Origin of the sequence: Alteromonas lipotrueiana (genome assembly GCF_019249245.1) — a bacterium.
Lineage (GTDB): Bacteria > Pseudomonadota > Gammaproteobacteria > Enterobacterales > Alteromonadaceae > Alteromonas > Alteromonas lipotrueiana.
Map to the genome: position 1 here is coordinate 198658 of NZ_JAESDK010000004.1, position 22029 is coordinate 220686.

General features: G+C 46.7%; 17 protein-coding genes. 8 read left to right on the forward strand and 9 right to left on the reverse strand.

What is annotated here, in order from left to right; genetic code table 11:
- Positions 1-48: 48 nt before the first annotated feature.
- From JK130_RS04760 to hutI, 4 genes are all read right to left on the reverse strand, one after another.
- Positions 49-2898, reverse strand: a complete 2850-nt coding sequence (locus JK130_RS04760; RefSeq protein ID WP_218353070.1) for a glycoside hydrolase family 16 protein — start codon at positions 2896-2898, stop codon at positions 49-51.
- On the reverse strand, positions 2895-3554 hold the full coding sequence (locus tag JK130_RS04765) for a PEP-CTERM sorting domain-containing protein (RefSeq protein ID WP_218353071.1): 660 nt from the start codon (positions 3552-3554) through the stop codon (positions 2895-2897). The genes JK130_RS04760 and JK130_RS04765 overlap by 4 nt, the downstream gene beginning before the upstream one ends.
- A 171-nt stretch (positions 3555-3725) precedes the next feature.
- Positions 3726-4706 (reverse strand): formimidoylglutamase, encoded by a 981-nt coding sequence (hutG, locus tag JK130_RS04770; RefSeq protein WP_218353072.1) that lies wholly within the window; start codon positions 4704-4706, stop codon positions 3726-3728.
- The gene (gene hutI, locus JK130_RS04775) at positions 4696-5901 is read right to left on the reverse strand and encodes an imidazolonepropionase (protein WP_218353073.1); all 1206 of its coding nucleotides are present in this window, start codon (positions 5899-5901) and stop codon (positions 4696-4698) included. The genes hutG and hutI overlap by 11 nt, the downstream gene beginning before the upstream one ends.
- Before the next feature lie 100 nt (positions 5902-6001).
- Between hutI and JK130_RS04780 the strand changes: the two genes are divergently transcribed.
- The 7 genes from JK130_RS04780 to JK130_RS04810 all read left to right on the forward strand — a co-directional run bounded on the left by JK130_RS04780 (position 6002) and on the right by JK130_RS04810 (position 16640).
- Positions 6002-6721, forward strand: coding sequence for a histidine utilization transcriptional repressor HutC (locus JK130_RS04780; protein WP_218353074.1), 720 nt, complete (start codon positions 6002-6004; stop codon positions 6719-6721).
- Positions 6718-8391: a urocanate hydratase gene (gene hutU / locus JK130_RS04785; protein WP_218353075.1), complete on the forward strand. Its 1674-nt coding sequence runs from the start codon at positions 6718-6720 to the stop codon at positions 8389-8391. The genes JK130_RS04780 and hutU overlap by 4 nt, the downstream gene beginning before the upstream one ends.
- A complete protein-coding gene (hutH, locus tag JK130_RS04790) occupies positions 8388-9920 on the forward strand; it encodes a histidine ammonia-lyase (protein ID WP_218353076.1) in 1533 nt (510 codons plus the stop codon). The genes hutU and hutH overlap by 4 nt, the downstream gene beginning before the upstream one ends.
- A 71-nt stretch (positions 9921-9991) precedes the next feature.
- Positions 9992-10516 carry an RNA methyltransferase gene (locus tag JK130_RS04795; RefSeq protein ID WP_218353077.1) on the forward strand — a complete coding sequence of 175 codons (525 nt, stop codon included), beginning with the start codon at positions 9992-9994 and terminating at the stop codon, positions 10514-10516.
- A 702-nt stretch (positions 10517-11218) separates the two neighbouring features.
- The gene (locus JK130_RS04800) at positions 11219-12112 is read left to right on the forward strand and encodes a PEP-CTERM/exosortase system-associated acyltransferase (RefSeq protein ID WP_218353078.1); all 894 of its coding nucleotides are present in this window, start codon (positions 11219-11221) and stop codon (positions 12110-12112) included.
- Positions 12113-12209: 97 nt separating this feature from the next.
- On the forward strand, positions 12210-14114 hold the full coding sequence (locus JK130_RS04805; protein WP_218353079.1) for an alpha-amylase family glycosyl hydrolase: 1905 nt from the start codon (positions 12210-12212) through the stop codon (positions 14112-14114).
- A gap of 681 nt (positions 14115-14795) precedes the next feature.
- Positions 14796-16640, forward strand: coding sequence for a hypothetical protein (locus JK130_RS04810; protein ID WP_218353080.1), 1845 nt, complete (start codon positions 14796-14798; stop codon positions 16638-16640).
- A gap of 287 nt (positions 16641-16927) precedes the next feature.
- On the opposite strand, the gene JK130_RS04815 is transcribed toward JK130_RS04810, so the two are convergent.
- Positions 16928-18090, reverse strand: a protein-coding gene (locus JK130_RS04815; protein WP_218353081.1) for an IS3 family transposase whose coding sequence is annotated in 2 segments (ribosomal slippage) — positions 16928-17835 and positions 17835-18090 — 1164 coding nt in all. Because the reading frame shifts where the segments join, the coding sequence is not laid out codon by codon here.
- Between the two features lie 702 nt (positions 18091-18792).
- Between JK130_RS04815 and JK130_RS04820 the strand changes: the two genes are divergently transcribed.
- Positions 18793-19749, forward strand: coding sequence for an IS110 family RNA-guided transposase (locus JK130_RS04820; protein ID WP_218353082.1), 957 nt, complete (start codon positions 18793-18795; stop codon positions 19747-19749).
- 28 nt (positions 19750-19777) lie between these two features.
- Here the strand turns inward: JK130_RS04820 and JK130_RS04825 are convergent, their stop codons facing one another.
- From JK130_RS04825 to JK130_RS04840, 4 genes are all read right to left on the reverse strand, one after another.
- The gene (locus JK130_RS04825; protein WP_218353083.1) at positions 19778-20596 is read right to left on the reverse strand and encodes a hypothetical protein; all 819 of its coding nucleotides are present in this window, start codon (positions 20594-20596) and stop codon (positions 19778-19780) included.
- Positions 20597-20666: 70 nt separating this feature from the next.
- Positions 20667-21347 carry a hypothetical protein gene (locus JK130_RS04830; RefSeq protein WP_218353084.1) on the reverse strand — a complete coding sequence of 227 codons (681 nt, stop codon included), beginning with the start codon at positions 21345-21347 and terminating at the stop codon, positions 20667-20669.
- Between the two features lie 97 nt (positions 21348-21444).
- Positions 21445-21708 (reverse strand): hypothetical protein, encoded by a 264-nt coding sequence (locus tag JK130_RS04835; protein WP_218353085.1) that lies wholly within the window; start codon positions 21706-21708, stop codon positions 21445-21447.
- 114 nt (positions 21709-21822) lie between these two features.
- Positions 21823-22029: hypothetical protein (locus JK130_RS04840; RefSeq protein ID WP_218353086.1), on the reverse strand; the 207-nt coding region annotated here is incomplete at its 5' end.

A 22029-nucleotide genomic window follows, 5' to 3' on the forward strand; every position in this document is an offset into this window, starting at 1 on the left:
CGGTAAAAAACAAACAAAAAGGCAGGGTGCAACACTCTGCCTTTTTTATTAGTACACCATTATATTATCAAGCTGCAATACAGCGCCGGTGGCCTGACCCCATGCAGGGAAAACCAGTATCTTATTCACCTTCTTTAAATTCAATCCGGCGGCCTGTAATTGAGACGTGTTAAGGCTGTACGAACGCCATTGGCCAGCGATATCTGGATTTTGCTCTACGGTCGCATCGGCCCGTAGTTGAGCAAAACTGCCATCGGCCGCTTCAATCTTAATAAACAGAGGCGCCGCAGAATCATCGGGAAGCTGGGCAATATTCATCTCAAACTCAATGATGCCAGCATGCAGATTTTCCAGGTTGTGTGGAATAGATGCATGTAATCCTGCCACCGTAGGCGCAGGTCCGAAGTAATCAAGCTGGACGAGTTGATTCTGGTCTTTTGATATCACTTCGGCGCGGGCATTACTGCAACAGTCATACAGACTCCAGTGCTCAGCGAGCGTGTTTTCAAAAAGAGCCAGTTCACCTTGAACCGCTATATTTGATACAGGATCGTTGCTACTATCGCCGTCGCTTGTAAGTCTGACATTGTCTACCTGAAAGACCACATCCTGCTGGTTGCCCCAGTCAGGAAAAATAACCAGTGGGGTATCTACCCGGGTCAGGTCCAGGGTGGAGCCGGGCTGGCTGATAAGCTCGTTCAAAGCAATCTTATAAGTCTGCCATACTCCGGTATCCGGGGTTTCGATAGGATAGTCGCCGGAGCCACATGGGTGCCCGCAGTCCATCTTTATAACCATGTTGCCGGTGGCTCGGGGATCGGCCACCATATGCAAATCAAACTCCAGAAAATCATAGGTGCTGAGATCCAGCTGCACCGGGCTTTGGGTGTTGTCTGGTTGGGTTTGAAAGTACGCCACCGCCTCATTGGTATTAAAGGTAAACTGTTTTACTACATCGTGGGCGCTATCGACACTTAGCACATCTTCAATTACCACATCACCACTGGCGGTATACTTCCCGGTTGTAAAGGGAGCGGCATCGGCGTTATCAAAGACATGAACGGTATCGCGCTCAGAAGGGGTAAATTCATAGCGAATATTGTCAAGCTCTATAGTCATTGGGCCCGTGGGTTCTATGACTGCCGGGTTTTTAATCTCTTCAATATTGGCGAAATTACCTGGGGCGTAGCGGTTGCCGCCCGCCAACAGGGTGTTGATATCCAGCTGCACCGTTTGCCATTCACCCTGAGCGGGTAAAGTGACTTCGGTATCGCTGACGGCCGGCCAGCCACTATCAAGCTTTACCAGCAAAGTGGCGTCTGTCGGATTATCGATGACCCTGATATCAAATACCAGCGAGCCAAGTCGACTGTACGCTAAAAAGTCCAGGGGTTGGGGCGCGGCCAGAAACAAATTACCAACAGAGCCACTTTGCGAAATACGTAACCGGGTGTTTGATTCGTACTCGGGTTGGTTGATGCTCAGGGTACCTTCTGGATTATAGCTTTCAATGGTCAGCTCATTGTCAGGTCCGTCAGAATATAGTGAAAATGCCGGACCCGGAATCTGCGACTGGGGAGTAATATCAGGCGCACTGTGGCCAGGAACCTGTTCGGCATCGGCATTAATGGTAGCGCACCCCTGGCCGGTAGTCGGGTTAATACTGCATTCGTAAACCCGTACATAGTCCACTTCCATAGTTTGAGGGAATGCCTGTTCATCAATGCCCTTCGCATTGGTATTGGCAGCCCAGGAGCCGCCTACCGCTAAGTTCAGAATCATATGAAAACGTTCATCAAAAGGGGCGGCGCCGGGCGCGTTCTGCCACTGACCACTTTCATCCTGATACTGACTGTACCAGCCCTCACTGGTCTGGGTGGCAAAGTGCACATCGTCCACATACCAGCGAATTTCGCCTTCTTCCCACTCAATGGCGTATTCGTGAAAGCCTTCCGCCGGATTGTGCCCGTCAGGTAGCCGGTAATCTGCACCAGAGTGTACATTGCCAGGCCAGGTGCGTCCGTAATGCAAAGTACCATAAACCCGGTTTTCAGGCGTACCATTAGCCTGGGGATCATCAGAAGGTGCGTTTAGATTCACCGCTTCCATGATGTCAATTTCGCCTGACGCCGCCCACGTACCGTATTTATTATCGGTTGGCAACATCCAGATTGCGGGCCAGGTCCCCTGACCTTCAGGCATTTTTGCTCTTATTTCAAAGCGGCCGTAGGTCCAGTCCCCTTTATTGAGTGTGCGCAGTCGCGCCGAGGTGTAGGGCAGAGTGGTTGTGCTGGAGGTATCAGAATTAGGATTGTCCGCCCCAGTAAAATCCTCGCGCCGCGCGGTGATGACTAGAATGCCATCGTCAATATGTGCATTTTGCGGGCGATTCGTGTAGCACTGCTGTTCGTTATTGCCGCCGCCCCAGCAATTTTGTTCAAAACTCCATTTGCTCGAATCAATATTGTCCTGGTCAAACTCATCCTGCCACACAAGCTGCCAGTCGCTACCTGACGCTTGTAGCAAGGTCGCTTCAAACTGCAGTCGCTGCCGTTGCAAGGCAAAACGAACCGGCACAGAAATACTGGACTGAGGGGCTATCTGGCTATTGCTGATATCAATATAAGTCATCGCATCAGTACTGTCGCTATTCCCATTTACAACAGTATGAGATGTACGGCTGACGCCCAACATCAAAGGACCCTCTATAGCGGTGTTACCGGTGTTTTTAATGGTTACCCGTACGACCAGCTGTTTATTTTTACGGTCGTATACAGCCCGGCTTTTAGACGTGGTGATCTTATCCGCCACTGAATTCCAGCTTTCGGGAGTGGCCGCCGCAGGAACGGTACACGCAAGACTGCTTAAGACTAAAAGTATGCCAGTAGAGGATTTCATGCGTTACCTCCGGTATGACGACGCCGAGAAAAACCACCGACCAGTAAACCCAACGATAGCAACGCAGCTGTCGCAGGGGCCGGAACACTCGCTTGCGCAATAGATAACGTATTCACGGTTATAAAGGCTGGTGCAGCATCAAAATTACTGAATAGCTGAAGTTCAAGGCTCAGACCACTTTCATTAGTAAAGATGTCGGCCAGTTCAATACTGCCCTGGTAGCGCTGCATTCCATTAATATCCGGCGTACCAAAAAAGCTACCGACATCGCCCTGGGTGTTAAACAAATTTCCGCTTCCGTCACCCAGACCTATGGCAAAATAATCGGCGCTGCCGGGGGGCTGACCGGTAAGGGCACTGTCGACAGTAAAGTCGTAAGAGAACACAAACGGCGTACGAGTGGAGGCAGAAAAGTCGACCTGCTGGTACAACACGTTAATAAAGCTCGGTGAGTTATCGATAGCAAGGATGGCACTGCAGCCCTGTGAGGTTTCGAGGATAGAAAACTGTTCGTCTATGGTACCACCACCTATTGTTTCGGTAGACCAGCCCTCAAAGTCACACTGGGAAAAGTCGCCGTTTACAATGGGAGCGGCCATAGAATGTGTTCCAGCCAGAAGCAGGCTTGAGGCCAGCAGATATTTAATTTTGTACATGTGTATTCCTTTTTATGATAGCGCTTACATTGGCATGAACATTCACTTTCATAAGTCGCTACAAATAACGGTTGTCGCTTTTGATAAGCGTTTTAAACGTGCTGTCTACCCACTGCTTAAATGATAGCGCTTACAATTTAACCAAAAGCGCTACATTAAATCAACAATATATTAACGTTTTGCAGGTGGATTAATAAACAAGGCACTGGCAAGTTCAAAGCCGATACGACTAGCCAAACGAGCTGTTTTTGACTGCTCATCATAAGCGGGATTGAGCTCGGCGATATCCGCCAGCTTCCATGTTACCGAGGCCTGCTCGGCGGCATGCCCCAGCCAGTTAATCAGTTTAATTACCGGCAGCGGGTCGACCCCCAGGGCTGCTGGCGCGCTCACACCCGGCGCGACAGCCGCCGGAAAAGCATCCATACAAATGGTGACATAGAGCGTATCAATGTATTGCAAAAAGGGGCTGAGCAAAGCTTGTGCACTGTGTAAGGTAAAATCGGTATCATGCAGAATATGGACATTTTTTTGCGCAGCATAATCATACAAAGCCGCTGTATTAGATGCCCGTGAAGCGCCGATACATACATAATGAAAATCGCGGCTTTGTGTATCACACCACTGCGCTATCTGGCGAAAGGGGGTACCTGACGAGCCGCCGTTATCCGGGCTGCGTAAATCCAAATGAGCATCAATATTAATGATGCCAATGACGTTATCTGAAGATAGAGTGTCGTTAAGGGCCAGATAACTGCCTAAGGCAATATCGTGGCCCCCTCCAAAAGTCAGTGCTGCGGTATATTTGCTAAGCAAATCGGCAAGAGTTTGTCGGTAGTGCTTTTGGGTCAGGGCCAGCGATGAATCGACCGGCGTATTACCAGCATCAATAAGTTGCCCTTGGATATGCCAGGGAAGGTTGGCCAGCATACTGCGCAGTGCATCAGGGCCCGCCGCCGCGCCGATACGTCCCTGATTTAGCGCCACACCCAGATCGCAGGGATACCCAAGTAGGGCAAGGGCCGGTAGAGTATCAGGGGCAGAACGCAGATGAGTGAGCATTTGGGCATTATTCACAACCTGGTGCCAACGCAATGACCGGCCGACATTATCGGCATCAATGCGGCCATGCCACGCACTGTCAATCGACATAGCGTCCTCCTACCCACCGGCAATAAGGTCTGAAACCATTCATTTCATAAATAAGATCGGCGGGTTCCTCTATATCCCACAAACAAATATCCGCATCCAGCCCTGCCAGTAGCCGGCCTTTGTCAGGCAGCTTAAGGGCCTGAGCCGCGTAAGCAGTAATACCGAGTAATGCCTCTTCACAAGTTAAGCCAAATTCAATACACGCCATAGTGGCGCAGGTGAGTAACGAACATATGGGCGAGGTGCCCGGATTATGGTCACTGGCGACGGCCATGGGCACATTGTGTTGGCGTAATGCTGAAACAGGGGGGCATTGGGTTTCTTTGAGATAATAAAACGCACCGGGTAATAATACCGCCACACAGCCCGCCTCGGCTAAAGCCGGAACGTCGTTAGGGTCAAGGTACTCAATATGATCTACGCTGCAGGCTTGATAACGCGCCGCCAGTACCGCTCCCTTGCTGTCAGACAATTGCTCGGCATGCAGTTTAATCGCAAGTCCGGCACTGCGTGCCGCCTGAAATACACGCTCGGTCTGAGCTGCAGTAAAGCCCATGGTTTCACAAAATACATCTACCGCCGAAGCATGCTCACCGGTAGCAATTTTTGGAATCATGGTATTGCATACAAAATCAATATAGCCGTCAGCGTTATCTTTGTATTGGTGCGGCAGGGTATGAGCGCCTAAATAGGTACGCATTACAGTAACAGGCAAATACACCCCCAGCTGTTCGGCCACGTTAAGCATGGTCAGCTCGGTTTGCTCATCAAGCCCATAGCCCGATTTTACTTCTATGGTAGTCACACCTTCTTCTACCAGCCGGCGCGTGCGGCGCAGGCTATGTTGCAACAGGTTTTGTGGGGCGGCAGTGCGGGTATCGCGGACGGTCTTTTGAATACCACCGCCGGCCCGGGCGATGTCCTGATAACGGGTTCCTGACAAACGCTGACGAAACTCATCGGCGCGGCTGCCGCCGTACACCAGATGCGTATGGCAATCGATAAAACCCGGCAAAGCCCATTTGCCACCGGCGTCAATGCGATGATCTGGGACCGGTGAGTAAGCGCCCGCAGAGCCTACAGCAAGAATTTTGTCATCCTGAATCCATAGCTGGGTCTGACGTAGGACCCCATTGTCGGTCTGTGAGGGATCCATGCTCATAATGTTAACATTGTCGATAAGGGTGACCACCATACCGTTCGCTCCTGTGAAGTATACTCTGGGTGCATAGATGCTACTTGTATATACAAGTTTCATTCGTTAAAGTAACATAAAATTAACATATGAGCTACGGATGCAACCACGGTTTGTAGAGATAAAGCAGGCTTTGCTGCACCAGATAGAAACAGAGCAGCTGCGGCCAGGCGATAAGATTGCCTCTGAAAACCAGTTGGCCGCGGTTCATCAGGTTAGCCGCATGACGGCGCGCCGGGCTATCACCGATCTGGTGGATGCCGGGATTCTGGCGCGCGCCCAAGGCGCAGGAACGTTTGTCAGCGACCAGCGACCCATGAGCTCACTGCTTACGATCACCGGTATAAAAGAAGAAATTGAAGCTCGCCATCAGCAATATGATCTTCAGGTTCTGGCGCATGAAGAACGCCGCGGCTCCAGTGCCATTGCCGGTTTTCTGGGCATGAACGAGCCGCAATCATTGTATTATTGCCAGTTAATCCATTGGCAAAATCATCAGCCGGTACAACTGGAATCTCGATGGGTTAACCCGCTTCTGGCTCCGGATTTTTTACAGCAAGATTTACAATTGCATTCGGTGAATGCGTACTTGTCAAAGGTGGCGCCGCTTACCGAAGCGGACCACAGTGTCGAAGCGCATTTAGCCGACAGTGATGCCGCTAAGTTACTTGATATTCAGCCTAATGAGGCTTGTTTAACCATTCACCGGCGCACCTTTTGCCGCCAGGGCATTGTCAGTATTGCCACCTTAACCCACCCAGGCACCCGGTATCGGCTGGGCAGTCATCTTAACTTTAACGACGCACAGGAGGCCATATGAGCCGTTATCAACCAAAGCGGTCTATCAAAGCCGCTACAGGCACCACGCTCACGGCCAAAAGCTGGCAATGCGAAGCAATACTGCGCATGCTTATGAATAATCTGGACCCGGAGGTAGCCGAACACCCCGACGAGCTGGTGGTTTATGGTGGTATTGGTCGAGCTGCACGTGACTGGGCGTCTTTTGATAAAATTGTTGAAGTATTACAACGTCTTGAAGACACACAAACCTTGTTGATTCAGTCGGGCAAGCCGGTGGGCGTTTTTCCTACTCACGCCCATGCTCCAAGAGTATTAATCGCCAACTCTAATCTGGTACCGCGGTGGGCCACCTGGGAGCATTTTAACGAGTTAGATCGTAAAGGGCTGATGATGTATGGACAAATGACCGCGGGTTCATGGAGTTATATTGGTTCGCAGGGCATCGTGCAGGGAACTTATGAAACCTTTGTCAGTGTGGCTCGCACACATTTTAACGGCAACAGTCAGGGGCGCTGGATTTTAACCGGCGGACTTGGCGGGATGGGCGGCGCGCAGCCTCTCGCAGCCACCATGGCGGGGTTTTCAATGGTTGCCGTTGAGGTAGACGAAACCCGTATTGATTTTCGTTTGGCCAGTGGGTATCTGGATAAAAAAGCCTATAGCTGGGCACAGGCGCAAGAGATGCTGAACGAAGCGTTGAGCACTAATCAGCCGGTCTCGATTGGACTGTTAGGCAATGCTGCTGATGTCTATCAGCAGATTCTTGATGCGAAGGTTACCCCGGATGTGGTGACGGACCAGACCAGCGCCCATGATCCGCTTAACGGATATGTTCCGCAAGGTTGGAGCCTAGAGCATACAAAGGCATTGCGTAAATCTGAACCTGAAAAAGTGGTACAGGCCGCCAAGAAGTCTATGGCGCATCAGGTAAGGGCCATGCTGAAAATGCAAAGCAACGGCGCAGCAACTCTGGACTATGGCAATAATATTCGGCAGATGGCCATGGAGACTGGCGTCGATAACGCCTTCGACTTTCCCGGCTTTGTCCCTGCTTATATACGTCCGTTATTTTGCCGGGGAATTGGCCCCTTCAGGTGGGTTGCGTTATCGGGCGATCCGCAAGATATTTACCGGACCGATGCTAGGGTAAAGGAACTGATACCCAATGATGAACACCTGCATCAATGGTTAGACATGGCTCGCGAACGTATTCAGTTTCAGGGATTACCGGCTCGTATTTGCTGGGTAGGGTTGGGACAACGACAAAAACTGGGGCTGGCGTTTAATCAGATGGTACGCGAAAAAGTGCTCAGTGCACCGGTGGTTATTGGCCGTGACCATCTGGACTCGGGCTCGGTAGCGTCGCCTAACCGTGAAACTGAAGCCATGTTGGATGGGTCTGACGCCGTGTCAGACTGGCCACTGCTCAACGCCATGTTGAACACCGCGGGTGGGGCTACGTGGGTAAGCCTGCACCATGGTGGCGGGGTGGGCATGGGGTTTAGTCAGCATGCCGGTATGGTGATTGTCTGCGACGGCAGTGATGAAGCCGATGAGCGGATTACCCGGGTATTGCATAATGACCCGGCAACCGGGGTTATGCGTCATGCCGATGCGGGTTACCAGATTGCCCAACAATGTGCTGCTGAGCACGGCCTGGATTTGCCGATGCAGGAGACTGAACAATGACCTCACCATTTGTTTTACACCCTGGTCAACTGACCCTCGATGACTGTAGACAGTGTTTGCGTTTTCACCGGCCTATAACACTTGCAAAGTCAGCCCATAAAGAGATTGAACGGTCGTGTGCGTTGGTACAAAAAGTTGTTGAAGAAGGAAAAACGGTCTACGGCATTAACACCGGGTTTGGGTTGCTGGCCAATACCCGGATAGAAAAAAACGAACTCGCGTTGTTGCAAAAAAGCATTGTGTTGTCGCACGCTGCAGGTATTGGCAAGCTGATGAGCGAGCCATGTGTGCGCCTGCTTATGTTATTAAAAATCAACTCGCTTGCTCGTGGCTACTCAGGTATACGACTGTGTGTAATCGAAGCCCTGATCACCTTGTATAATGCGCAGGTGTGGCCGGCCATTCCCGAAAAAGGCTCAGTAGGTGCATCGGGTGACCTGGCGCCTTTGGCGCACATGAGCGTAGTATTGCTGGGCGAAGGTGAGGTGCTGCTTAACGGGCGTCGCAGGCCTGCTAACGAGGGCTTGCAGGTTGCAGGGCTGACCCCGATGACGCTGGCACCCAAAGAAGGGCTGGCATTGCTAAATGGTACCCAGGCATCTACAGCGTTTGCCTTACAGGGACTGTTTTTAACCGAGAACGCTTATTTAAGCGCGGTAGCGATAGGCGCGCTAAGTGTGGATGCGGCAAAAGGGTCGCGGGTACCTTTTGATCCTCGTATTCATGCTGTGCGAGGACACCAGGCGCAATGCGATGCGGCGTCTTTATTTACCAGGTTATTAGAAGTTTCGGAAATAGGTAACTCTCATCAGGGTTGTCAAAAGGTACAGGATCCGTATTCATTACGCTGCCAGCCACAAGTTATGGGGGCGGTATTACAGCAACTCCGGTTTGCCGCGCAAACACTGCAAACCGAAGCCAATGGGGTCTCAGATAACCCCCTGGTATTTGCTGACGACGAAGTTATTTTGTCCGGGGGTAATTTTCATGCAGAAACCGTGGCCATGACCGCCGACAACCTGGCCATTGCATTGTGCGAAATTGGCGCGCTGTCAGAGCGGCGTATGGCATTACTCATCGATAGCGGTTTAAGTGGACTTCCGTCTTTTCTCGTTGACAATGGCGGGGTGAATAGCGGCTTTATGATTGCTCAGGTCACCGCGGCAGCTCTGGCCAGTGAAAATAAAACGTTAGCGCATCCGGCGTCTATAGACTCCTTACCCACCTCGGCCAACCAGGAAGATCATGTATCGATGGCAACCTTTGCCGGACGGCGGCTGTCTGACATTTTTGAAAATGTCGCTGGCATTCTGGCTATCGAATGGCTGGCAGCAAGTCAGGGTATTGATTTTCGACGCCCACTTAAAACCAGTGAGCCGCTTCAAAAAGTGCAAGGCCTGCTGCGTAGCAATGTCAGGTTTTACGATAAAGACCGTTATTTTGCGCCAGATATAGAAAAGGCCTCGTCACTTATTTGTACGCACCAATTAGCCGACTTAATTGTCGGACTGGCCGAATCACCATTTTAAGTGATATAAACATGACATAAACAGGCGAGTCTGGCATACTCTGGCGCGCCTTAATCTACCCATAAATGTTCATGTCTTCTTTGCCCGATTCTACAGTGAATACTGTCTACAGTATTGGATTAAGTAACCCTAAATCGGCGGTGAATGTAGCCTCTGTATTAAGGGCAGCAGGCTGCTATGGAGCGAGTAGTGTATTTTACACGGGCGAGCGTTACCGACGCGCCAAAGAATTCAACGCTGATACCAAAGCCATGCATAAACTTATTCCTACAATTGGGGTAGATTCACTGGCTCAGGTCATTCCTGCTGGCGCCACAACGGTTGCTGTGGAGCTGGTCGAAGGGGCACAGCCTTTACCGGCCTATCAGCATCCTGCCAATGCGTTTTATGTGTTTGGACCTGAAGATGGTTCGTTGTCTCAACACGATCTTCAATGGTGCGATGAGGTGGTATACATTCCTACCAAAGGCTGTATGAATCTGGCCGCGACGGTCAATGTAGTGCTCTACGACCGTCTGGCAAAATCTGCATACGATGCGGGCGATGATCTCATTATCGCATCGCGAGACCGCAACAATCGTACCCGCATAAAATAAACTGAAAAAAAGCGTGCAAACTTTAGACACTGTTCCCGATCTGCTACACATTTAAAAAATATAAAAAATACAGAAGGTTATTTTCTAATTAGCGCCTATTGACGATAAATTATCCGACGTTGAAATTTTCAGTGAAGCGAAATAGAGACACTGATTGTCCCCGGCTGTTCATATTCACGTCACCAACAAAATTTGATTCGCTTGATGCCGCTATTCAATTAATTATTTTGTGCATCTTTAGTCTATTTTTTAGAAGGGCAACACATTCAAATGGCGCTACGCCGCCTTCAAAAGATCATTTATGAAATTTATTTAAGGTAAAACTAATTAAGTTGGGATGTTGTTGTTTTTACTACAACAAATGGCATAAAGTGTGGTATAAAATATGAACAGGGACAGTTTGGCTAATCGATTTCGACGCGTAGTTATTAAATTGCATATCAAAATGAGAGAAAGGTATCAAAAGCCACGCTGGCACAATAGTTGATACTCTTTCACCAAAGAATAATTAATCCTCATTTTTTCGTTTTATTTCCAAATGCAGTATCCGAAATTGTTGAGCAAAAATGACACCGGCTACAAAGCTGACATTTTTCTCAACGAAGCTTGCTTTGACCTGCGCTTTTCCCGGCAGGCCGAGATTTAGGAAATAACCACGCAGAGGATGCAATCAATACTACAAGTTCATCAACGGGAGTTATAGTGAAACGTCGCTTGCTAAATGCATTTAATAGAGTACACAAAGTACCCGGAATCAAGCAGATGATTCGGCCTGTAATACGTCGTAAAATGAATAAAATCATTGACGCAGCTGCGGATCATTTCTTCGAACACTTCACGCTGGTTGTAGCAAACGAAGAGTACGAACAACGTACCTGTTTCAAAACACGTCATCAGGTATATTGTGAAGAAATGGGATTTGAAGATACGCGTCCCAATAAAATGGAATGTGATGAGTTTGATGAATTTGCACTAAGTTGTTATATCAAACACAAAGCAACCGGTGACTGTGCAGGTACCATTCGGTTGGTTATGCCGCAGCACCCTGGGCAATTACTGCCCGTAGAACAAAACTGCCCCAGTGCTATTCGTATGGATGAGAACAGCCCGCAACGATACGCCCGGCATTCAATTTGTGAAATCTCACGTCTTGCTATACCAAAGCGCTTCCGCCGTCGTCAATCAGACAGTAATGTGTCGCCAGTCACTGGTAAATCATTAAACAATGGCTTTAAAAAAGATAAACCCGGTCGTAACTTTCCATACTTATCACTGGCTTTATATTTTTTCGCGGCAAGCATTTGTGTATTGCGCGACATTGAAAATGTGTACGTGATGATGGAGCCTCGTTTGGCGCGTAGCTTGCGCATGTTAGGCATTAATTTTGAGCAACTGGGTAATGAAATTGACTACCACGGCCAACGCGCCGCGTATCAGTTGTCACCGGTTGAATTTATGCAGCAGGTTTCTCCGGCTTTACAACGGTTTCAACGCAAGATTATGGCAGAGCTGCAGGAAGTGCCGAATTTTGGTGCGATATTCCGTCATCAACCGTCTATTTTAACAAAAATAAACGAAGAGCAGTGTGCTGCCTAGGCACGCTGAATACGTATGCAACAGCTAGGTTAACTTTCTTTTAACAGGTATGCTTTTGGGTAGTCACTGAAAATTACTCTGTCAGGAAAGTTAACGTATGCGTCCCCATTCTTATTCAGGCATTCGTTTCTCGCTCACCGCAGTCTGTACTCTTATACTGAGTGCCTGTAATACTGCCGACAAGCGTGAGACCATGCCATCTGATATGCCCACTCCTGAAGCTTATTCCCAAGAACAAACTCAGCAAAAGCCAGTGGTTTATCAGGTTTTTACTCGTTTGTTCGGCAATACTAATACGACCAATGCGCCGTGGGGCTCGAAAGAACAAAACGGCGTAGGCAAGTTTTCGGACTTTTCTGATACCGCTTTAGAAGAAATACAGCAGCTGGGTGTTTCGCATATCTGGTATACGGGTATTCCCCATCATGCTACCGCATCTGATTATACCGCCTTTGGCATAAGTCTGGACGATCCCGACGTGATAAAGGGTCGGGCTGGCTCGCCCTATGCGGTAAAAGATTACTACAATGTTGACCCTGACCTGGCTCAAAATCCGGCCAATCGTATGGCTGAATTTGAAGCCTTGATTAAGCGCACCCATGCGCACAAAATGAAAGTGATTATTGATATTGTGCCTAACCATGTGGCACGCCAATATGAATCACTTAACCCCCCACAGGGCGTTCCGTCACTCGGTGTTAATGACGATAAAACTCGAAGTTATAAACGCGATAACCATTTTTACTATGTTCCGGGAGCTGCATTCTTAGTACCCGACCATCCAGAAACTTTTCACCCCACGGGTGAAGCCCCGCATCCTTTAGCCGATGGCAAGTTTAATGAAGTACCAGCAAAATGGACTGGCAATGGGGCTCGTTCTGCCAAACCTGATGTCAATGACTGGTATGAAACGGTTAAGCTAAACTATGGCGTCAAACCCGACGGCAGTTTTGATTTTCCGGTTTTACCCGATACCTATTCCAATAAGCCCCATACCGCCCATTATGCGTTTTGGCAGGAAAAGGACTTGCCTGATGCCTGGTATCGTATGCGTGAAATTGCATTGTTTTGGCTGGACAAAGGCGTGGACGGATTCCGTTTCGATATGGCAGAAATGGTACCGGTGGAATTTTGGTCTTTTCTTAATTCGGCGATAAAACGTCATAACCCCGACGCTTTCTTATTGGCCGAAGTGTATCAACCGCAGCAGTACCGCGACTATCTAGGGCGCGGCCTGATGGATTATCTGTACGACAAGGTAGGCTTTTACGATACGCTAAAAATGGTCATGAAAGGGCAGCGTCCGACATCAGCATTGGATGAAGTGGCCGCCCAGGTTACCGATATCGAATCATCGATGCTGCATTTTTTAGAAAATCATGATGAACAGCGCATCGCCAGTAAGCCATTTGCCGGGGACGCGCAGATGGGCAGGCCCGCGCTTGCGGTTTCTGCGCTAAAAAGTGATGCGCCTTACATGCTGTATTTTGGCCAGGAGGTAGGCGAAGACGGTAGCGAAGATATGGGGTTTGGCGATCCGTCCCGCACCAGCATTTTCGACTATGCCGGTGTACCAGCACATCAACGCTGGATGAACGAAGGTAAGTTTGATGGGGGCCAGCTCAGTGAGCAAGAACAGGAGCTACGCCGCTTTTACAGTAAAGTGTTAAATTTGGCTGCGCACCATCCAGCGATACAGGGTGAAATGATTAGCTTGCTTGGTTATCAAAAAGTGATGACATCGAGCTCACGCCAGATTTATAGCTTTGTTCGTACTCACGCAAATACGGCTTTGTTAGTGGTCAGTAATTTTTCCCAATCGGCGCAACAGGTAACGCTGAATTTTCCAGCACATATTGCCGGACTTGCGTCAGCCTCGCCGCTACAGGCTCATTCTTTATTAACCGGAAAACAAATAGAAGTATCTGGTGCAAACGGGCAAATAGAGTTGCAAATTAATGTTGCAGCCAGTGATGCTCAAATAATAGAACTGTCGATTTAGATAAAAAAGATATCGTCGTCGTGGTGGCTGACAAAGTCTTTTAGTTGAATGAAAACAGAGCAGCCTGATGCTCTGTTTTTATTTAAAGGGCACACGTTGCGACCGTATGATGAGAGCCATGCAAATCCAAAAGACACGGTCTTAGTCGATAAGTGCAGGAGTAGACGCAAAGCTTAAGCACAAAACCTGAACGCAGCCTTCATGCCCCTTCAGGAAATTGCCACTTAAGTTGAGAATCTCAGGCAACCCGTCGCTATTATAATCAATACATTATCGAATGGGAAAAATTACCCTTTGTCATTTAAATTGAGATTTTTAGGCGCTTTTTTCACTTAAGTTGAGAAAAATTTCGATATTCTTAATAGAGAGACTTTTGAGTCCCAGGGTAGGAGATTATTTATAACGTAGGTTTATAAGGTTTTCTTACTGAGAGTAAACTTAATACACTAACCAGCTGAAATTTTACGAAGTCATTCATCAAAGCGCGTTGAGGCTTTTGGGGAAGTGGGCAAATCTGCCTGCGTTAACTCGTTACCAATCGTAAATGTCGCTTTAGTGATAGTAAAATTATCTTGCTGAAAGGTCCCTTCTAAATTAGTTACCTTTCAGTTTCTTTTACGACTTCATCAGTGTATTGTTTCTACTAAAGTACAAGGAAATTCTAAAAGACAAGGATGCTATATGAAATTGGCAAGCGTACTTTCTATCGTTAACCAGGTAGAGAAATCCAAGTTTATTAATGCCATCGACCGCATTTGCAATGATGCGGTTAAGCACGATAAGAAGATTGCTGCTCAATTAGACAAGCTGGACGGACAAATCAAAAACGCTTCTAGCACCGACATCACACAACTTTTTAAAATCATCCTTCCTTACTTTGAAAAATCAGTTAGAGAGCAACTCGCAATGCTAGGTGCTCAAGCTACGCTACTTACCAATATTCTAAGTCGCGACGGTAATTGCATTGCTCGTGTGACTTGGATTGAAAGTTTGTATACGAAAGAGTGGGATTTGATTCACTCTAGAGCAAACGAACTTAAGTCAGAAATAGAGGTTGTTGATGATGGAGATAGCTTCACCAACGGAAAGCGGCTTGGAATTTACTTCGCTTGCCTCAAAGAGGCCTATTCAAACGATGAGCGTATTAATCGAGAAGCTAAGATCACGGATGATGAACGCGGGATCTTAAACGTACTCGCGAAACAACTAGACGTCACCGCAGATGACCAAGCCGGTGTAGAGCATCTAATAGACGAAATTCCTAAAAATGGTGTTCAGGACGCTTTGAATGAATTAAGAGAAATTGGCTTAGTCTTCATTAGTAGAAAGTTACAAACCATTTATGTGCCAGATGAAATTGTCAGCCTACTGAACCGTATACAAGGCAAGGATTTAGCAGATAAACATCTATTAAGGATCTTGCGGACGCTGAGCGATGCCGAGTTGTCTAACATTCTCAAACTTCATCGTAAAAAAATACGAGGGGTTGAACGTAAAGAAAGAATTGAGAACGTTATGAAACTGGGTCTTCCAGCAGCACACGTTTTACAATCAGATTTATTTGCCGTCGATACCAATGTGAATGAGAGAAAAGAGCGCTTGAAAGGCCTGATTCAAGATTTGGACCTCGATCTTGATAAACTCGGCACTACGCTTGACGAGCGTATTGCAATAATACTGCACTCTCTTAATTCTTGTACTGAACGGGAGTTTAATGCTCTCAGTGCCACTGGTTTCAAGGAGCTTTTTTCTGCTCTACAAAGTCATTTTCCATCTCTAAATACGTTACTAAAAAAAGAGTTCGAACTTGAAGAGCAAGAAGAACTAGATGTAGAGAAGCTCAGAGCGTTGAGTATCACACCCTATGACATTCTCTATATGCTAACAAACGATGAAATAAAAGCCGTAATTGAAAGTATGGGTATTAGAAAACGTGGGAATCTTCGTTTAAATATTCTTTCGAGCTTTGCTGATGCCACCGACAAGCTCATAGATAATTATGGCGCATTAGCTAGACGTGATCTTGCCACTCTAAAAATTGACAACATTGAGATTTCGGAATCCGATCTTGGTATCAAGTTTGAAGAAGTGACGAAAGCAATTTTCGAACAGCTAGGCTTGTCAGTCGACGAGGATTTACGAAGAGCCATAAATACATCTAAAGACAAAGCTGATGTTCTAATATCACTGAGCGAGGACGACGTAATTGTGGGTGAGGCGAAGACGTGCAAAAATGGTGACTTCGCTAAGTACTCCACTACATCACGTCAAGTGAAAGCTTACGTCAACCGTTGTGAGCAAGCCGGGAAGCGCGTAGCACAAGTATTGATAGTTGCTCCAACTTTCTCAGAAGATTTTGTTGAGAGCGCTGAAATGGATACAGAAGTAAATATTTCGCTACTTGAAGCAGATGGATTAAAGAATATTTTAGACGCTTACAAAGCTCGACGAAATCCAAAGTTTTCTGCGAAATTATTTACCAAAGGTGGCCTATTAAAAGCAAATTTAATCGCTAAGAATATATGAGATTAATTTTTCGTATCCTCTTTGTGTCAATTGCAGATCACCAGACACTCGCGGTTGAGCGATCACTTCGTACTTAAAGCAACCGTTCAGATATGTAATATGGAACGGCAATAATTACCGAAAGGCGGATATCTGCTAGCCTTACTGAATTAGTCTGCTAGAGACAAGGAGCGGTCATTCCAACGCCAACCATGAGCGCCCTGAGACGGGCGGCCGGTCGAGGGCCGAAGGCCCGGAACAAGCTTAAGGGCATTGTTAGAATTTAAGAACTCCACGACATGTAGTGGTCAACTAATTCCGGACAGTATTTTAGGTTGATTTTCTGCTTTGGCAGGGGCCAACCCATCATTAAAACTGTGCGGCCGTTGCCAGTTATAATACTTCATCAGGTAGTAGCTGATATCCTTTGCCGCTTCTTGTTTGGAGACATAACCCGTAGAAGGAACCCATTCTGTTTTTAGACTACGGAAGAGCCTTTCCATCGGTGCGTTATCCCAGCAATTTCCTCGCCGACTCATGCTCTGAACCATACGATAACGCCATAACCTTTGTCTAAAGTTACGGCTGCCATACTGGCTACCCTGGTCACTATGGAACATGATATTTTGTGGCCTGCCTCGCTGTTCATAGGCCATTGCCAATGCCTTTATTGTCAACTCAGCATCAGGCTTTGCAGATAATGCCCAACCCACTACCCGTCGTTTGTGGAGATCTAATACTACAGCCAGATAGTGCCAGCGGCTCCCGGCCCAGATATAAGTGATATCGCCACACCACACGGTGTTCGGTGTCGCCACTTCAAATTCCCGCTTCAGTACATTGGGAATATCTGGCCGTTCAACCGTTGCCGTTTTATAGGCATGGGAGCCTGGTTGTTTAGATACCAAGCCCAGCTCTTTCATTAACCGACGTACTTTGAAACGACCAACAGTATAGCCATCTTCCTGCAACATGGTCATGATGCTACGACTGCCCGCTGAGCTACGACTGTCGCTAAACAGCTCATTCACCTTAATACGTAATATTGTTCGCTCTACGTCAATTGTGCTACGGCGTTGTCGTTGCTCATAATAACTGCTGGATGCTACATCAAATACGTCACAGACCGTCTCAATGGCTTCCTGCTCTCCCAATTGGTCTATTAATGCGTACGTTCGAGTTCGTCCGACATCAAGAGAGCAGTAGCCTTTTTTAGTATGCGCTTTTCAGTTTCAAGTCGCTTGATGCGAGCTTCCAGCTCCTGGATCCTTTGCTGTTCAGGGGTTAACGCTTTGGACTTAGGCGTATTGCCCTGATGCTCTCCCTGCAATTGCTTTATCCACCGACGAATGGCAGTTTCACCAACATCCAGGGCCCTTGAGGCTTCAGGTATTGAGTAACCTTCCTCGATGACCAGGTTTGCAGCTTCCAGTTTGAACTCTGTTGAAAACGAACGACGTTGTTTTTTCATTAAACACCTCTTCTAAGGTGGTAACTTTACCACCTAAATTGGTGTCCGGGTTCATTAGACCACTACAACATGTCAATACCCTTGCTACGGCCTCTTCGTGGTCTTTAGTTTTAAACTCCGTATCCCGCAAGGGCATCATGCCACGCTCTTGGAAGTAGACGTAATAAATGGGAGCCCTCGGGTGCCTGATACAGTACCAGCCATCAAACATATGCCTATCAAAATAAAGCCAAAAAACGTTGTTTGAGGAACACGTAATTTTCTTTACCACACTTAAATTGAGTTTTAGAAAGTCGGCAAAATCTCCCTCGCTATGCAGGTCGTGATTGCGGACTAGCTCATTCAGGTAGCCTTTTAATTGATCTTCATCCATCTCGAAATTCTAACGCCTCATTCAGAGGCAACAAAATAGCTGGTCAAAATAAGCCACGCAGGAGCAAAAACCAACTGTTATTTGTCCGTTTAAGCAACTTGTATGGATAATAACTCATGTAAATCATCCTGATTTTAATCAGTGTGAGGTAAAGTGAGACCCAGGCTTTAGCAGCAACTAAAGCTTTCTTTTGTGGTAGTTCGATTAAGCGATGGCTCCTCAGTTGAGAGACCGATAACAAGAAAGAACACCACAAAGGACTCCAAGCAAAACACTCGAATAGTCTACTGGGTCTCAACCCGCATTATGCAAGCAAGAGTTAGCTTATTATGAATACAAAAACAAAGCAAAACGTTAACGTCGGTGTCGATACGGGTAAGTTTCAGCTGGATATTTATATCCGCCTACTCGACATATATTTCACCGTCAATAATGATGAAAAAGGCATTAAAGAAGCCGTTAAAACAATCAAGAAATATTCACCCGACCGTATCGTTATAGAGGCCACTGGTCGCCTTGAAATGCCTTTTATTATGGCATGTGCTAACGCTAATTTACCTTTTGTTCTCGCGAATCCTATCCACGTAAAACGCTTTGCTGGAGCACTCGGTCAACGCGCTAAAACTGATAAGCTTGATGCACAATTAATTGCGCATTATGGTGAAGCCATTCAACCCAATTTCTCCCAGCTAAAGCCAGAAACGATGCAGGTTATGAGTGATTTAGTTGCAAGAAGAAATCAATTGCTGGTCATGCAAACGATGGAAAAGAACCGTCTTCAAATTCTGCCGAAAGAACTCGCTATGACCATCAAACCTATATTGACGGCCTTCAAAAATCAGATTGACAAAATAGAAAGTAAAATCGTTAAACTCATTGAGTCGTGTCCAGACTATCAAGCGAAAAACGATATCTTACAGAGTATGAAAGGCATTGGAAAAATAGCCTCAGCTTCCATCATCAGTAACCTGCCTGAATTGGGATACATGACCAACAAACAAGCTTCAGCGTTAGTCGGTGTGGCACCCATGAATCGAGAAAGTGACCGCTACAAAGGCCTACGAAAAATCCAAGGGGGGAGGCATCAGGTCCGCACAGTTTTATACATGGCCATGATGTCAGCAATACAAAGTAACCCCGTATTTAAGGAAACGTATCAACGATTAATTGCGGCGGGTAAGCCTAAAAAAGTGGCTATAATCGCCTGTATCAGAAAGATGGTCGTTATCTTAAACTCGATGTTGCGAGAGGGTGTGATGTGGGAAGCGCCAAAGGCTATAAAATAACTATTGACGCCATAGTCTCTTGTTAGCTTCAAAAATTATCCCACGTTTTTCTGCTTTTGAAGTAGCGATCTTCATTATAAAAAGTAGCGAAAATTTCTGAGAAATGAGGAATATCCTCATTCCCACCGTTTACCATAGCAAGCATTTGTAACTCCCACAAAATCACGACCCAATAACGAATAATTTGCAATATATAAAGTTGCCTGTAAGGTAATACCGCTTCTTCTAACCCACTTCTAAAACTAGCTTCCAGAACAGAATCAATATGCGTTCCGGTCTCAGATGTATGGTTGACGGATGTAAATCTAGCGGTTAGTGCCTCAAAAACTCGAGCATTGTGACTGATGCGGTCTTTCTTTTTAGATGACACTCTCTCATCGAAAAGCGGTAAATCTACCTTCTCAAACCATGCTGCGATAGGGTCGCCTTGCTGTTTAGCATTGACTAAAATATTAATATTAGAATATCTATCGCCTTTCGCAAAAGTGGACAATATTGAAATAATATTTAAACGAATTGGGTCATCAAATTTATTCATCCAATTCAAATTCAGGTTTCTCTTTTTTATTACCTCTTGGCTTTTTTGATATAACAATTCTAAATCATGACCAATGTTATTTTTTAAGAACTTAAAGTCTGGAAATTTTGAATTATTATCCAAATAATAATCGAGCATAAGACAAAGCTTCCCAATCCGCTCCAACCCAGTAGATAGACTTGTAAATGCTTGGAAATACAATCCTTTCTTTGCATAATTCCCTTGTCTAATTTGAGTTGCTCCAGCACCTAAGATATCGCTGGTAAATTGAGCTTCATTAATTAAAGCTCTAAATGTTGAACTGTACAAAGATTGTTCCTTTTGAAGCTAACACTTGCAGCAGGGGCGCGACGTAAGGAGCGTCCCTTGCCTGCACTTGTTATGGCTTGATGTAGTCGTAGAAGTGATTAGGGTCCACATTTATCTTTAGTGGTTCATCCGGGGCATCGTTTAGGTATTTATTCGTAAATATCGCAATTCTCCATTCATCTTGGTCTATGAATGGCTCAACGGGGTCCTTTCTCAGGACGTCAGTATTAATCGATTTGACGTGGACCGATGGAGACCCGCTCAGCTCTATCGCGGAACCGTGAGGATCGTAGGACATTGTTAAGGCCGTCCGTTGATACGCTACCTGTCCATATCTATACCCTTTAACTGTAACTTGCTTAGAAACTTGATAAACGATATCTGCCGCGAGGTCTGCGATACAACGAATACCAAGCGTATAACCACCGAACTCCTTACGTGTTGCTTCAGTGATGCTTGTTCCATGCATTGACATAAGATAATGGAGGACAATTTCTTGCCCTACTGAACCCGGCCCTTCCATTGTAATTGCCTGCGCCGATTCAGGAGCAAAGCGAAGAGGAAAAAGCGCAGAAGTTCCATTGACCCCTTCTGAACGATCTTGCCTAGCGATATCTTCGATTTGTCTGTAGTACCGACTAGACCGCAACCAGACAGACCCTGAAGAAATAGTTGCTTCGTACACATCTTTGCAACAGGTCCTGAAAATTACAGGCCGGTCCAATTTCGTTTTGATCGTCGGGTCACTCATATGTTTCCTGTAGGCCATAACGCCCTAATTTGGTGGCACAAACACGTGGGCTATACTGCGAAGCAGCCCGCGTGTTTGTGTCCCCAACATTTGATTGTTATGCATAGCCAAACTCTAAAAGAGCCATAAATGCTAACAGTGAAACAACACTACCGACCAAGTAAATCCTGGCTTGCTTGTAGCTGTGAGGGTTCTCTGTTTTGTTTAACATTTTGGCCAAACCTGATACAAACGTCTGCCCGCTGGCAGTAGATATTTTCCTTTCTAAAACAACCATACCCAAATTGATACCAAAAAACATAAACAAAATTAAAACAATAAGCGTTGAGATAATCGTTGCTGTACTTTCAATATTTACCAAGCCGAGTCCTTTCTATGCATAACGCTTTAGTTAACGGGCAAAAGCCGCGCTGTTAGGGCGAAGCCCTGTGGGTTTTGTCCGAGTGTGCGAAGCACACGTTCGTTGAACTTTTTATTAGGCATTTGATGACATTAAACTATCAGCTACTACATTTTTGACCAAGTGCTCTTTGTAACTTTTGAGTAGTAGGCTCCGTTCATTATCTGTCTTTTGCTGCACGCCATGAGCTACAAAAGGTGGCAAGACCTCCCAACCCATGAATCCAAATATATCTTGATATAATCCTTGGATTTTATTTTGGTAATACTCCAGCTCTTCTTT